This window comes from Acinetobacter sp. YH12251 (genome assembly GCF_013417465.1).
Lineage (GTDB): Bacteria > Pseudomonadota > Gammaproteobacteria > Pseudomonadales > Moraxellaceae > Acinetobacter > Acinetobacter amyesii.
The window spans coordinates 1-14,452 of the sequence record NZ_VPDZ01000009.1 but is presented as its reverse complement, the minus strand read 5'-3'; the positions used below and the strand labels follow the sequence as shown (position 1 = coordinate 14,452).

At 41.2% G+C, this 14,452-nt stretch carries 12 protein-coding genes and 8 tRNA genes; 13 read left to right on the top strand and 7 right to left on the bottom strand.

The genetic code is table 11. From position 1 onward, the window contains the following. Positions 1 to 2: 2 nt before the first annotated feature. The gene (locus FTV27_RS09275; RefSeq protein ID WP_180078162.1) at positions 3 to 470 is read left to right on the top strand and encodes a hypothetical protein; all 468 of its coding nucleotides are present in this window, start codon (positions 3 to 5) and stop codon (positions 468 to 470) included. A gap of 69 nt (positions 471 to 539) precedes the next feature. Here the strand turns inward: FTV27_RS09275 and dapE are convergent, their stop codons facing one another. The 3 genes from dapE to FTV27_RS09260 form a co-directional block, all read right to left on the bottom strand. Further along, a complete protein-coding gene (dapE, locus tag FTV27_RS09270) occupies positions 540 to 1,673 on the bottom strand; it encodes a succinyl-diaminopimelate desuccinylase (RefSeq protein WP_180078161.1) in 1,134 nt (377 codons plus the stop codon). 122 nt (positions 1,674 to 1,795) lie between these two features. Beyond that, on the bottom strand, positions 1,796 to 1,945 hold the full coding sequence (locus FTV27_RS09265) for an entericidin A/B family lipoprotein (protein ID WP_078191053.1): 150 nt from the start codon (positions 1,943 to 1,945) through the stop codon (positions 1,796 to 1,798). A gap of 154 nt (positions 1,946 to 2,099) precedes the next feature. After that, a complete protein-coding gene (locus tag FTV27_RS09260) occupies positions 2,100 to 2,963 on the bottom strand; it encodes a DUF1853 family protein (protein WP_180078159.1) in 864 nt (287 codons plus the stop codon). 88 nt (positions 2,964 to 3,051) lie between these two features. Between FTV27_RS09260 and FTV27_RS09255 the strand changes: the two genes are divergently transcribed. From FTV27_RS09255 to FTV27_RS09205, 11 genes are all read left to right on the top strand, one after another. Continuing rightward, a complete protein-coding gene (locus tag FTV27_RS09255; RefSeq protein ID WP_180078157.1) occupies positions 3,052 to 3,486 on the top strand; it encodes a YbaN family protein in 435 nt (144 codons plus the stop codon). Then, a complete protein-coding gene (elsL, locus tag FTV27_RS09250) occupies positions 3,479 to 3,973 on the top strand; it encodes a cell wall-recycling L,D-carboxypeptidase ElsL (RefSeq protein WP_180078155.1) in 495 nt (164 codons plus the stop codon). The genes FTV27_RS09255 and elsL overlap by 8 nt, the downstream gene beginning before the upstream one ends. A gap of 449 nt (positions 3,974 to 4,422) precedes the next feature. Beyond that, positions 4,423 to 4,498, top strand: a tRNA-Val gene (locus tag FTV27_RS09245). 29 nt (positions 4,499 to 4,527) lie between these two features. After that, positions 4,528 to 4,604: transfer RNA gene (locus tag FTV27_RS09240), tRNA-Asp, on the top strand. Between the two features lie 47 nt (positions 4,605 to 4,651). Beyond that, a tRNA-Asp gene (locus FTV27_RS09235) sits at positions 4,652 to 4,728 on the top strand. A 21-nt stretch (positions 4,729 to 4,749) separates the two neighbouring features. After that, positions 4,750 to 4,825 (top strand) — tRNA-Val (locus FTV27_RS09230). A 13-nt stretch (positions 4,826 to 4,838) separates the two neighbouring features. Continuing rightward, positions 4,839 to 4,915, top strand: a tRNA-Asp gene (locus tag FTV27_RS09225). A 31-nt stretch (positions 4,916 to 4,946) separates the two neighbouring features. After that, positions 4,947 to 5,022: transfer RNA gene (locus FTV27_RS09220), tRNA-Val, on the top strand. Between the two features lie 44 nt (positions 5,023 to 5,066). Continuing rightward, positions 5,067 to 5,143, top strand: a tRNA-Asp gene (locus FTV27_RS09215). Between the two features lie 98 nt (positions 5,144 to 5,241). Beyond that, a tRNA-Val gene (locus FTV27_RS09210) sits at positions 5,242 to 5,317 on the top strand. 97 nt (positions 5,318 to 5,414) lie between these two features. Beyond that, positions 5,415 to 5,876: a DUF2750 domain-containing protein gene (locus FTV27_RS09205; RefSeq protein ID WP_180007534.1), complete on the top strand. Its 462-nt coding sequence runs from the start codon at positions 5,415 to 5,417 to the stop codon at positions 5,874 to 5,876. 54 nt (positions 5,877 to 5,930) lie between these two features. On the opposite strand, the gene FTV27_RS09200 is transcribed toward FTV27_RS09205, so the two are convergent. The 4 genes from FTV27_RS09200 to yccS form a co-directional block, all read right to left on the bottom strand. Next, on the bottom strand, positions 5,931 to 6,701 hold the full coding sequence (locus tag FTV27_RS09200) for a YdcF family protein (RefSeq protein ID WP_180078153.1): 771 nt from the start codon (positions 6,699 to 6,701) through the stop codon (positions 5,931 to 5,933). 105 nt (positions 6,702 to 6,806) lie between these two features. Beyond that, on the bottom strand, positions 6,807 to 9,509 hold the full coding sequence (locus tag FTV27_RS09195) for a sulfite reductase flavoprotein subunit alpha (protein WP_180078151.1): 2,703 nt from the start codon (positions 9,507 to 9,509) through the stop codon (positions 6,807 to 6,809). Positions 9,510 to 9,697: 188 nt separating this feature from the next. After that, the gene (locus tag FTV27_RS09190; protein WP_078191438.1) at positions 9,698 to 10,258 is read right to left on the bottom strand and encodes a YcxB family protein; all 561 of its coding nucleotides are present in this window, start codon (positions 10,256 to 10,258) and stop codon (positions 9,698 to 9,700) included. Positions 10,259 to 10,343: 85 nt separating this feature from the next. After that, positions 10,344 to 12,512 (bottom strand): YccS family putative transporter, encoded by a 2,169-nt coding sequence (gene yccS / locus FTV27_RS09185; protein ID WP_180023177.1) that lies wholly within the window; start codon positions 12,510 to 12,512, stop codon positions 10,344 to 10,346. Between the two features lie 135 nt (positions 12,513 to 12,647). Between yccS and FTV27_RS09180 the strand changes: the two genes are divergently transcribed. Continuing rightward, complete coding sequence (locus FTV27_RS09180) at positions 12,648 to 13,850, top strand: multidrug effflux MFS transporter (RefSeq protein WP_180078149.1); 1,203 nt, start codon at positions 12,648 to 12,650, stop codon at positions 13,848 to 13,850. Positions 13,851 to 14,452 lie beyond the last annotated feature (602 nt).

Below are 14,452 nucleotides of genomic sequence, written 5' to 3'. Positions count from 1 at the left end.
CTATGAGCCAAAATACTGTTTCTCAGATTGTCAGCGATAAAATTGATCAACAGGAACTGCAACATCTCATTACGGTATCTACCGGGTTTATCGATGCGTATATCATTGATTGTCATGGTAAAGAGCCAATGTTGTTGCCACAAAATATTGTGCTATCAGCGCTTGATAGTGCAACCAAGGTTCCTTTTGTTGAATGGCATGAATTGAAATTGCCTGTTTTCTCAGTCAATGATCCTGCCAAAAATCAGGGTGTGGCTTTGGTGATTGAAGGTGATGATGTTGGGCAGCGTTTTGCACTGATGTGTAATGAAATGCCGAAAACCATTCGTCTGCGTATTTCTGAAGTGGTTGATGAAGAAAAAGTCGTGAAAGATGCCAATATTTTCCAATATGTACGCATGGCCGATCAGGTATTTCATATTCCAAATTTAGCCAATATTCAAAACAGCATTGGGCTTCAATCGGCTTAATATTTGCAAAAACGAGATATAAAAAAAGGAACTCAATGGAGTTCCTTTTTTTGACTATACAGGGAATATTTAAGCCAATAGGTTTTCTAAAATCTTTTCGTAAATTTCAGAAAGTGGTTCCAATTCTGCCACATTGACGTGTTCATTGATTTGGTGAATCGTGGCATTCAAAACACCCAGTTCAAGCACCTGCGCACCTGTTGGTGCTATGAATCGACCATCAGAAGTACCACCACTGGTCGAAAGTTCAGTTTCAGTCCCAGTAACTTCTCGAATGGCATCACGTGCGGCATTCACTAACTCACCTACAGGGGTTAGGAATGGCAAACCAGATAACGTCCACGAGATGTCATATTCAACGCCATGACGATCTAAAATTTCCAAAGTACGTGCTTTGAGTTCATCTGCCGTTACTTCTGTTGAATAACGGAAGTTAAAGAGTAAATTCATCGTGCCCGGAACAACGTTGGTTGCACCTGTACCCGCATTGATATTGGAAATCTGGAACGACGTTGCAGGGAAGTATTCGTTACCATTGTCCCACACGGTATCGCAAAGTTCAGCCAGTGCTTTTGACGCAGTATGGATTGGATTGATCGCAAGATGTGGGTAAGCAACGTGACCTTGTTTACCTTTAACGGTTAAATTGGCATTTAGTGAACCACGACGACCATTTTTAACAATATCGCCAAGTGTGTTGGTGCTAGATGGTTCACCCACCAAACACCAAGTCATTTTTTCATTACGCGCTTCTAAAGTTTCAACAACTTTGACGGTCCCGTTGATCGAAGGACCTTCTTCGTCAGAGGTAATGAGAAATGCAATAGAGCCTTTATGATTTGGATGCTTTGCAACAAAACGTTCTGAAGCTACAACCATAGCTGCCAACGCTGTTTTCATATCTGCGCTGCCACGACCATACAGTTTACCGTCGCGAATTTCAGGAAGAAATGGGTCAGAACCCCATGCATCCAAGTTACCCGTAGGTACAACATCAGTATGACCTGCAAAACAAAATACTGGTGCTTCAGTCCCTTTACGTGCCCAAAGATTATCTACATCATCAAAACGCATATTTTCAATGTTAAAGCCAATCTTGGCTAAACGATCTGCCATAATATTTTGGCAGGTATGGTCAATCGGTGTTACCGAAGGTTGGCGCAGTAATTCTAGGCTGAGATCAAGAGTTGCTGTTGAGGTCATGCTAAATACAGAAGTCAAAAATGTCGCAATATAATAGGCGAATCGACAAGCGAAGGGAAATTTAGACGTGAAAAAACCCTATTTAAAAAATAGGGCTGTTTTATAAATTCTTGGGAAAGAAATTAATTGCGGCGAATTTCTTCCGAAGTTTTCTCAGCAGTATTGGTTACAGCATCTCCAGCTTTAGATACGTCTTTACCAACACCTTTTACTGTATTACAACCTGTCAATACGAAAGCAACCATAAGTGATGCAGCTAAAATTTTTTTCATTGAATGTAATCTCCATTATGAAAGAATAATTTTTAGAGGATTAAATTATTCTGTTGTGAGATTTAGATTAAAAAATAGCCGTATCAAACAGTAGGTGGTTTTTACGGTGGTTGAGTAAATAAATGTAAATTTCTACTAAATGGTGCATTGAGTCTTAAATTGTTTGCGGCAAAACCAAGCGTGGCTGTCTATACATATAATAGCTTTCATCACTGTCTTTTTTATATAAACCATCTGTCCACCAATGTGCGGTTGTACTTGTCGGTTGCTGCTGCACGCAAATCCATTCATGTCGTTGTAGGCGATAGTAACCTTGACTTTTTGAGGGAATGACATGTCCCCATTGACCTATTCTACGCGCAGGATTGACCCAGTTTGGCAATGTGCTGGTACGCTGAATAGGTAAATATAATTGGCCCTTTAAAACGCAATAGCGCTGTTGAATCTGCTGCCCAAGTGCTTCATCAAATTGGAATTGTTTTTGGGTAAAATGATTAAGCTTTCGAGCCAAAGTATCACTACGATTTAAGCCATACCAATAGGGTAATTGAAAATCGCGCTCTGCTAGATAGTATTTTAAAGCCACTTCCCAATGTTCAACTTCACCACTTTCAGTATTTTTTAAAACAAAGTCGAGTTCACCTACTGTACGAGGGCCATCAATTTTTTGAATGCTATGTCCGAGTAACTGGTAGGGATGGTATGGGTGATCGAGAAGCCAAAACCACATAAACATTTCGAAACGTAAACCAAGGCGAGTACTTTTTAATTTTTGTAAAAATTCTACTAATTCACTTGGGTATTGTTCGAGTTGTTTTAAACGGGGAAGATAGGCTTGAAAATATTTATGCCAAAGCTCGCTTGGATGAAAATGAAAGGGATAGCGGATTTCGAGTTCATTGGGAATTTGCTGCAGAATATTTGGGCTTGCAATACAGAAAGCTAATTGGCGAACTAAGGGCTGTTTAAATTGCAACCATGGCTCAAAATAAGACGACGTTGTCGGGGTTACAGCCATATTGAAACCTTTTGAATAATGCAGAATAACAACGGATAATTGTTAAAAACATCTTATACTACCTGAATTGAAAGTTCAGGGTAGCGGTATGAAGACGTTGTTTTGGCGAAGCTTAGTGGTTGTCTTTGTCATTTTAGGCTTTATAGGGGCTTTATTGCCGGGAATGCCCACGACAGTCTTCTTAATATTAGCGGCATGGGCGGCTTCAAAAGGTTGGCCTCAAATGGATGCTTGGTTGTTGAATCATCCTAAATATGGACCAACCTTACGCGCTTGGCGCGAAAATGGCACAGTCCCACGCAAAGCAAAATGGTTTGCATCGATCATGATGTTTGTGAGTGGTATGATTATGCTTTTTACATCAGCACCGATTGCCGTCAAGATTTTCACTGACTTAACCATGTTGGTTGTTGGCATTTGGTTATGGACTCGACCAGAGCAAAATAAGATTAGAACTATTGAAACATCGCCGCAGACACAACCACAAGATAAAGATAAGCAGAAAGAGCAAGAGCATGTCTGAATATACCCAAGATCAAGCAGATATCCTGATTAACTTGAAAGATCAAACTTTAACTTTGCCGAAACTGAATAAGTTTTACCTCATTTCATCGGGTAAAAATGGCATTGGTGAGCAGGAAAATAGTGGAAAGACGCCACGAGGCTGGCATCAAGTGGCTGAAAAGTTTGGTGGACAACATCCTCAAAATGCAGTTTTTAAAGCACGTCAGTGGACCGGAGAGGTTTACGACGAGCAACTTGCTGCATCACACCCTGATCGGGATTGGATTTTATCTCGAATATTATGGCTCAGTGGTTTAGAACCCGGCTTTAATGCAGGTGAGGGCTGTGATACTTATCAACGTTATATTTATATTCATGGCACACCAGATAGAGAGCCTATGGGTATACCGATGTCACATGGTTGTATTCGCATGCGAAACAGCGATGTTATAGAACTTTATCAACTGATTCCATTAAATGCGCTGGTTTACATCACTGAACATTGAACACGTCGTTAAAAGCACAAGCCATGAAAACCGAATTTCATGGCATCAAAATAAAGATTTGAAAAATTAAAGTGAGTTTTAAAGGCATTTTTTGTCAGAAATAATGCTCGTAAACTAACAGAAAATCAGGTTTGAATGTATTTTGTACACTAATGTGTTTTAGAATGCAGTGTGTGTGGTGAATTAATCGTCGGTTCGCTGAATGATTAGTTATGAGTCCACGCGAAAAACTGTTTTTTATGTGAATGATGCAGAATATAAGTCATATTTTTAGTAATAAATTTACAGGTTTATAGCTAAAAAATGTTCAAAAATACTGATTTTTCCGCAATATAACTTATTTTTTAATCACTCAAACAGAAAAAGTGGAAAAGAGTTAGAAAAGCGTTTGACAGACCGTGAGGATTCTCTATAATGCACCTCATCAAACGATGAACATGTTTTGAAAAGGGCGCTTAGCTCAGTTGGTAGAGCGTCTGCCTTACAAGCAGAATGTCGGCGGTTCGATCCCGTCAGCGCCCACCAAACCTTTTCAGCGTTAAGATATTTAGAGTGCAGCGGTAGTTCAGTTGGTTAGAATACCGGCCTGTCACGCCGGGGGTCGCGGGTTCGAGTCCCGTCCGCTGCGCCACTTTAAATCTTAATTCGTTTGAACCACAATAGCGACATTGTGTAAGTGCAGCGGTAGTTCAGTTGGTTAGAATACCGGCCTGTCACGCCGGGGGTCGCGGGTTCGAGTCCCGTCCGCTGCGCCATTTACATGATAGACCTTTTGAGGGCGCTTAGCTCAGTTGGTAGAGCGTCTGCCTTACAAGCAGAATGTCGGCGGTTCGATCCCGTCAGCGCCCACCATATTTTTTGCGATGCAGCGGTAGTTCAGTTGGTTAGAATACCGGCCTGTCACGCCGGGGGTCGCGGGTTCGAGTCCCGTCCGCTGCGCCATTACAAAGAATATAATTGTTGTACCCTTTGAGGGCGCTTAGCTCAGTTGGTAGAGCGTCTGCCTTACAAGCAGAATGTCGGCGGTTCGATCCCGTCAGCGCCCACCATATCTTTTAAGATATAGGTTGTGTTTCGAAAGAAACTACGTGATGCAGCGGTAGTTCAGTTGGTTAGAATACCGGCCTGTCACGCCGGGGGTCGCGGGTTCGAGTCCCGTCCGCTGCGCCATTTATCTTAAAAATCTCTGTTCAAGAGAATGCCTTTAGAAAAATCTTCGATTTTTCTCTTGCGCTCAGACAAAGCTTCGCTTTGTTACTCTTCGCTCAGGGCGCTTAGCTCAGTTGGTAGAGCGTCTGCCTTACAAGCAGAATGTCGGCGGTTCGATCCCGTCAGCGCCCACCATATTCTTCTATAGAAACTTCTTTCCCCAAAAGCTTGCCTAAATTTTCTGATTTACATAGAATCCGCTCTATAATAATTTTAATATTGTATGTGATCTATGAGAAATCCATATCAGCGCAAGGCAGCGTCTAAAACTCAAACTACAAATTACAATCCTCAAGAAACCTATAAACAATTTATTGAAAATATGGTCGCTCAAGGTGGCGTGATTGCGTTATATCAAGATGGTTGGGCACTTTGTGCGACACCTACAGGTCAACGTTCCTTCGCCATTTGGCAAAACCGTGGTTTGGCACGTTTATTAATTAAAGACAATTGGTCCAATTATGAAATTCAGGAAATTTCATTAAAAGACTTTATCGAAAAAGTCATTCCGTTTTTACGCAGCGAGAGCACTACAGTATCTTTAGATTTAACCCCAGAAGGACAAAATATTTTGGTTGCACCTGAAAAGATGCTGTTAGATATTAAAAATTATTTATATCAAGTTTATCAACAGCGCCCAGAAGTCTTTGAAAACCTTAAAATTCCTTTGCCACGTAGTATTCGTTTAAATTAATGGTTTATTTACAGCATAAAAAAGCCCTTGTTCATTAGTCGGACAAGGGTTTTTTTAATATTCATTGAGTACAAAACCGCTCAAAAAGGCAAAATATTCACGTAACCAAGAGTTGTAGCGGATGTACAGCGGTGTTGGTGCTGCAATGGTATACACTTGTGTATAGCCTAACTTTCGTGCAATTGCTTTTGCACGTGGGAGATGAAAGTCACTACTGGCAATGGCTATAGGTGCATCAGGCGAAATTTGATGTTGTTTTAAAATCAATTTACTGTTGATCAGGTTGAGTTCTGTACTGGTACTTTTATTTTCTTCATATAGATGTGCGGCTGAAATGTCATAGTGTTGAAGTAAATAGCGTTTCATGACGGAAGATTCGGTCATTTTTTCATTAAAGCCTAAACCACCGGTCATGATCATAATAGTATTGGGTTGTTGCAAGGCATACGGTGCTGCGGCATCGAGACGCGCCTTTAAGGTCGGAGAGGGTTGACCATTTTCAATACCGCTACCCAAAACGATGATGGCTTGGACGGAAGTAAATGGCTTGGATTGCTGGCTATTGAAGTGTAAATACGCAAAAAACATTAAAAGGCTCAATAGCCAAAGCCAAAACAACCACCATGTAGCACGCCAGAGCCTTTTGAGTTTAGGGTATTGATCTAAAATATTGTGGATTTGGGTTGAAAATAGTCCGGATAAAATAAAAATACACCCAATGACTAAGGGTAAAAGAATGCCTAAATGAATTTTATCTAATGTAAGCAACCAAATGGCATCTACACAGAGTAGCAAGCCTACACAAATCAGTAGTATTCTTTTCATTCAAAAAATTAAAGCAGTATCCGTATTTGGCCTAAGTATAGCGTGAAAAAAACCAGACACGAGGTCTGGTTTTGAGTTGGGACTATTTATTGGAAAACATCTTACTTAATAAACATCACGGCGGTAACGCCCAGCTTGACGCAGTTCAGCCACGACATCCTCACCTAGTATATCAATCAATGCGTGGTCAACGTCCGTTGCCATACCATTGATACTACCGCAGACGTAAATCACGGCACCTTGTTCTACCCATGATTTTAATAGGGCCGCTTGATCACGTAGCTCATGATGCACATAGCGTTTCTCCGCTTGATCACGAGAGAAGGTGAGGTCTATGCGTTGAACTAAGCCCGTGTTTTGCCATGCTTCAATGATGTCTTGATAGAAGAAATCATGTGCGCGTTGGCGCTCACCAAAAATCAGCCAGTTTTGCGTATAGTCCTGACGAACGCGTGTATGTAATAAGCTGAGTAAACCAGCAATACCTGTACCGTTACCAATACAAATCACAGGACGATTATCTGCAATCAGATGGAATGATTCATTGGTACGAATACGCAGTTGTAGTGTGCTGTTGATCGCTGCATGTTGTGTTAACCAACCAGAGCCTAAACCAAGCTCACCATCCGCATTGGACTGCTGACGTACCACTAAGCGTAATACTTGCTGACTTGGAATACTGGCAATGGAGTATTCGCGAGTTGGAAGCGGTGGAAGCTGTTCGAGCAAATGATCAAGATTGGCAAATGGTTCAACATCCGTATTTAGGTTACGATCCCATAATGCATCTTCAATGCGTTGCTGAGTAGAATCAACCACTTGTTGACTTTGAATTTGGTACTTTTGCATGAAGTTTGCAACACGTTCAGCACTATTACCCGGCTGAATCTCTGCAATATCACCCGCTTGCCAGTTGGCTTCATGTTGAGGTTTTAACTCAATATTAAATGCAGGGGCACCTAAACTGTTCGGGTTGAGTAGATCACGTTTGGTCAATGTCCATGCATCAAAAGTTTTTTCAATTTGCATGTGCTGAAGTTCAAGTTTAGTCGCTTTGGCTAAAGCGCTATTCCATGCTTGAATGGCTTGGGTGTCGCCATTATTGACTTCAATTGTGTCAAACAGGGGCTTCGCAGCATTACTTTGCATCCAGCGATGAATCGCATGACCAAAGCTACAGAAAGTATCAGGATATTCTTCTGAACCTAAAGCTAATACGGCAAACTGAACATGACTCAAATCGAGGCTTTGTGTCATCAGTTTACGTTCAAAGCTTGAAGCGAGGTCAGGTGCTTCGCCAGTGCCATAAGTACTTGCAACAAATAAAACCTGAGTGGCTTGCGTTAAGTCATCAGCAGAAAGTTGCTGAACAGCTTTCACTGTGACGGGCTGACGAGCCTCTTGTAAGCTTGTTGCTGTACGCCATGCCAATTGTTCAGACTGACCTGTTTGTGATGCATAGCAAATTAACCAAGGCTGTGCGTTTGGGTCGATGGCAACAGGTGCTAAGCTTTGACGAGCTTGCTGTGTCAGTTTTTTCTGTTTACGACGTTTGAGATAGAGCATCCATCCAGTGACAAAGAACAGCGGCATCATGAGGGATGCAATAACCACAAAGAACTGATAAATCGGTCCGAAGAAACTACCACGATGCACAGGTAACATGCTGGTCATGATTTTTTCATTTAGCTTTTTATCTTCGTATAACTCGATATCGGTGAGAGCAGACGTTTTGTAGTTATAAGTCGCTTTGTTGCGCGCACGTTCATGTTGAGGGACGGCATCCACAAAGTTAATTTCTAATTCACCATTGGCTTTTTTCGGAATATTAAAAGTGACACTTGAGTATTCACGACCAATATTTTGATTAAAGCCGTTCCAACTTTGTGTTAGAGCAATTTTCACTTGTTCTGGTTTTAGACCACGTATTTCTCCGCGACCTTCAGCACCATGTTTATTTTCTTGCGAGCCGTGTTCAGAGGGACCTGACGTTGCAGGATTTCTTTCAGAACGTGCTTGATGTTCACCACGAGTTTGTCCTGCCTCAGTGGCTTGTTTTTCACCACTTTGCTTTTCACCAGCCTGTTCAGCAGGTTGTCCATTCGGTTTTGGACCTTCTTGCAATTGGGGTTGTGGACGTTCAACGCCCATGACTTTAAACATGCCATTACGCCACCAGTCATAAGACCAGTACAGGCCTGTACATGCCAAAATGAGATAGAAAATAATCACCCATGTGCCGACGACAGCATGTAGATCCCACAGGAAATTACGCCCTTTGAGTTTTGGTTTAACTGCAAGCCATTGTTTGACAGAATGTCTTTTTGGCCAGCGCAGATATAAACCACTCAACACAAAATAAATCAGCATGAGTGTACATGCGCCCGTAATTTGTTTACCTACAGGGCCAACAGTTAAATTACGGTGTAGCTGCTGTACAAACTGGAAGAATTTTTGACCTTTGATTTCAGGTAAAACTTCGGCTGTATAGGGGTTAACCATCATGTTATAGCCACGACGAGCACCTTCTTTGACAATATTCACGGTACTTGAGGCGGTAGCATCTGAGGCAATAGAGATGCTGTTAATTTTCATGTCAGGATCAGACTGACTAAAGTGCTGATAAAGCTCAGCAGGAGTTAGTTTAGGCTGCTGTTGAGCCTGAACCACATAACTGTCCTGATTGATTGCTTTAAGTATTTGCTGTTCATAGGAATAAATGGCACCTGTAACCCCCATGAGCGAGAGTATTAAGCCGGCACTAATCCCCAAGAACCAGTGAATCTGGAAAAGGGTTTTCTTAAACATGATGGATTTAATATTGATAAAAGGTTGCTGAATTGCGACGAATTATAAACGATGATGTAGTAGAGAATGTGGAAAAAGTAAGTAATATTCATTCTCATTATTGTAATTATCAATGATCATTCGAAAATTAAACAGATAAAAAAACCTCCAAAAAGCGGAGGTTTTTTATACACAAATGTCGGTTTGGCTTAAATAGCTTTAGCTGGGCCTACAGTTTCATTTAAGTGCTTACGAATGGTCGAAAATGGAAACTTCTTGCTATCCATACGTTTAGGCAAGATGTATGCACCGTCTTGACCCTTCACTTTAAAGTTTAAAAGGATGAAGTCTTTGGTGTCATACCATTCATGAATGTCTTTCCAACCGACAGTCATCGTCCCCATGTTTGCGCCCATACGTTGCTGCATAGAGATCCCATGCGGCTGAACACCCATACGAATGCCTTTGATTTCTTGTACAGGGACTTCATTCAGTTTGCGTTTCGCATACCATTCGATACCGAATTTACGCACAAGGAAGTAAATCACAACACAGACAATAGCTACCCAGCAAAATACTGTTGAATAGTTCTTAATAAAGATGAGGCCCAAGAGTGCCAGTGCAAGAATTGCACCCATAATTAGCCATGCTTTTTTGCCAATTTTGAAGTTACTGCGAGACAGAACAAGTTGAGCATAACGTTGTTCTTCTTCAGAAATTTCATAAGCCACTGGCTCTAGCGTGTAGGCATATAAATTTTTTGCGGTCATAGTGAAAGTAACAGATTTAAAACTGTAAAAAGTTTAGCATTATTTATACCAATTCAGTGAGTATATTGTTCCAAAATCATCCAAATTATAGTGAAGCCAGTTCCGTCGATGCTTGATCATGCTCATGACTGAGATTTTGTTTCAATTGGCTAAATTGGTTCAACACGTTAAACATCAAAGAAAGCTGTTGTAGCACAATCAAGGATTTTTGATCTTCCTCACTGTTTTGTGACAAACGCTGACGGATTTCTTGCAACATATTTTGCGCAGATAAGTCTGGAACTTCGTCACGCAGCAATGCACCTTGAATGTCATCCGTGGCTTTATCCAATAAGGTTAAGACTTGTTGATCTTGAATTTTTTCACGGTGTGCACCCAAGGCTGCGATATAACTAATAAAGGTATGATTGAGGCACAAAAACTCAAAGGCTAAAGCTTTTTGAGTCGGATCGGTATCGGGTTCGGTGGCTAAAGTGGAAATCAGTGAAGCCACTTCTGCATCGGTATTATGGGCTGCACGACGGACCACACGATAATTCAACCCGTTATTACGACCAGATTTGTATTGTTCAACCACTTCGGCCAAATAATCACACTGCGCTTGAATCGAACGGCTGATGGTTCGAGGCAGGCGACGGAATTTCCAATCTGGGAAAATGAAACTCACACCAAACCATGCCAAGGCACAACCAATCAGTGTATCAATCATACGCGGCATAGCTGCGGCAAAACCCATGCCATCTAAGTTAAAGTTGATCAGCGCCAAAATGGTAATAAATGCAGTAGCTTGTGCATATTGCTTACTGCGTAATTCAAAAAACAGTACGCCACTTAAAATGAGCAGTAATAACTGACCTTCGACAGAAGGGACAAAATATAAAATTGCATAACCTAAAATAATCCCGACCAAGGTGCCAATGATACGTAAATAGAGACGGCGCTTGGTGGCGTTAAAGTTCGGCTGGCTGACAAACAGGGCGGTCAATAAAATCCAATAGCCATAACTGATATTGGTCACTTGGACAAAGATATAACCAATAAATAACACGGTCGATAAACGCACAGCATGACGGAACAGCACCGATTCAGGACTCAAATGTTGTTTAAATCGAATGACGATGTCATCCCAACCTTTTAAATCATCATCTTTTAAACGATTTTCAATCAGGGCTTGTCGGTCAATATAACGCTCAGTTTCGACGTTACGTAATTGTGCATCAATGCCTTTTAGATTTTGGTATAAAGCAAATAAAGAATTGATCCAAACTTCGTCGTATTTTTGTTCTTCACGCAGCTTTTCGAGTGACAATTTTAGATTGTGGAACGCATGTTTAAAACGTTGATTATGATGATAAGGTTTTCGCTGTAAGATGCTGATACTTAAATCTTTACAGGCTTTACCTTGAATCGAAAGCACACGTTGAAAGCGAAATAAAATATCACTATGTTCAAAAATACGGGTCAATTTTTGATAATCAATATGCGCGGAATCGGCACGTTCATGGATGTCTTGCGCGACAAAATAATATTGTAGGCTACGACGTGTATCTTTTTGTCCACGGTCGCCTTTTAAACGCGTTAATAAGGCCGTTTTCATATCGTTGAAAATGCCAATTAATTTGCCATTTTCGAGCGACAGCTCAATCAAACTTTGCTGGTAACTTTCCGGTGTCATATCGACATCAAACAAGTTAGATTTTGCAAATAAGAAGTCACCTAGAGACGAATAGCTTTGGGCCAATTTGTCCTGAACTTGACGCACAGGAAACAGCAGAAAGCTCAAAGTCGAAAGCAGTCCGTACCACATCGCACCGATGACCAATAAACCTGCTTGTGTATACCAATTTTCAAAAAGTTCAACCCCAAGCATGGAATACACGGAGATCACCAAACAGCCATAAGAAATGGTGGCGTAGCGACGCCCCAATGAACCCAAAAGAATCCAACCGATACAAGACACAATCAGGCCCAATGCAAATAAGATCGGATGCGGGAACAACAGATAAATGGATACCGCAGTAACAAAGAACCCAATATAAGTATAAATTTGATTGAGCACGCGGACTGAAAAGCGGTCATCGATATCACTTAGGCCAGCGGCAACCACACCCAAGGTGAGGGGAATGGTCATCAATTGCTGATCTAAAAAATATGGGACAAAGGCTGTTCCTGCGAAGGCAATGACCATGCGCAAGTTATACATAAAGGTCGTGTTATAGGTTGCTTGTTTCAGTCGTGCGAGCCAGGCGTTCAAAATTTTTCCTTTGCTAAAGCGATGGGGCAGTAAGCAATGTGTATCGTGTGAATTTTCACATTGAAGCCAAGAAATAATACTATGTGCAGTGTAAACTTGTCTGCAAAACTTGCTTGCAATAAATGAATTATTCTTATGAAAAGCGTCGAATCACAAAAGGAATTTTCTCAATGCTGGATCGTCTTGTTGGCGTTGCTGACTGCTTTGGGGCCACTTTCAATCGATATGTATTTGCCGGCTTTACCTCAAATGGCTGACGATTTTGGTGTCACGACACAACAAGTGGCCAATAGTCTTCCAGCGTATTTCTTGGGTTTGGCGATTGGGCAGTTAATTTATGGGCCAGTCAGCGACCGTATTGGGCGTAAAACACCGCTATATTTCGGTTTGGTTTTATATATTTGTGCCGGTTTTCTGTGTGTCTTTGCCAATAGTGAATGGAGTTTGATCGCTGCTCGTGTTTTGCAAGCGTTGGGTGGCTGTGTCGGTGTAGTGATTGCCCGTGCTGCAATTCGTGATCGCTTAAGTATGCAAGCTTCTGCTCAAGCTTTTGCCAGCATGATGATCGTGACAACAATTGCACCAATCATTGCACCTACTTTAGGCGCATGGGTTTTGCAGGTGTTTGAATGGCAATACATATTTGCGGTATTGGTGCTTGTCGGTATTTTTTGTCTTTTCTGCGTACATTTTTTCTTTCAAGAAACCCTACCTGTTGAGCGGCGCTTAAAATTAAGTTTGAAACAAGTCTTAGGCTTATATAGTGCGATTTTACAGGACGAAAGCTTCCGTAAACCGATGCTCACAGGCTGTTTTTCTGGCGCAATTTTATTTTGTTATATCAGTGGCTCATCTGCCATTTTGATGGATGGTTATGGTCTGAGCCAACAGCAATTTGCTTACGTATTTGGTGCGAATGCTTTAGGGATTATGGTGTTTTCGACCCTCAATAAGAAACTTGCAAATCGACTGGATGTTCGCCATCGATTGCACTTGGGTAATGCACTTCAATTATGTGGTGTGCTGATCTTATTGGTGGCGGGGCTATTTTATCTTTCATCTATCGTTGTTGTAATGTTTGGCATGTTCTTATGTGTTGCTTCAATCGGCTTCACTGGGCCAAATGCCATGGCATTGGCGATGTCTGAACAAGGCTCACGAGCTGGCACAGCCAGTGCAATCATGGGAAGTATGCAATTTGCCTGTGGTCTAATGGCTGGAGTGTTTTTGAACTTTTTAGTATGGTCAGCGCTGATCAATATGGCCCTGATTATGCTTCTATTTGTGGTTGTTGCAATGATTACAATGCGTAGTTTAAGAGCTTCAGCCATGGGGTGAACTGAATGAGGGTGAAGACGTTTAGCTGTTTTTGTTTATACGTCAGTCATCAATGTACGTGTATTAAGCATACGCGTCAGTCATCAATGTACGTGTATTAAGCATACGCGTCATTCATTATAAATGTTCATAATCCATAACGATGAATGAGGGCGCTATTTTCCCATTATGAATTTTATTGCTGTTTACTCGAAACTTATATCTAAGAAATCATCCACTTGAAAATAAAAAGTGAAACGTTGGATCGCTGTTGTCCCACTCGAATGAAATAGAGCAACTGAGAAATAAGTATTATTTGCATTAAACACAGTGCTTTATGTAGATCACTACATATCGAATGTCTCTATCGGTAATATGTCGGATTTTATCGTTTTTATTTCATACCTACAGGGTATGGGTTTTTACCTTTAAGGTATGAATATTGAGATTTTTTGCCATCTGAATCGGCTAAGTCCGAATTTTAACTAAATATTTCCTCTGTACACGACAAATTTCACAGAACCCTTATCCTATCAGGATTCTGCTTTCTTAAAATTGCCAAAATTTCCTTAAACTCTTCTTTTTTCCCAAAACCAATTAAACGCTGAATCGCCATTTGAACA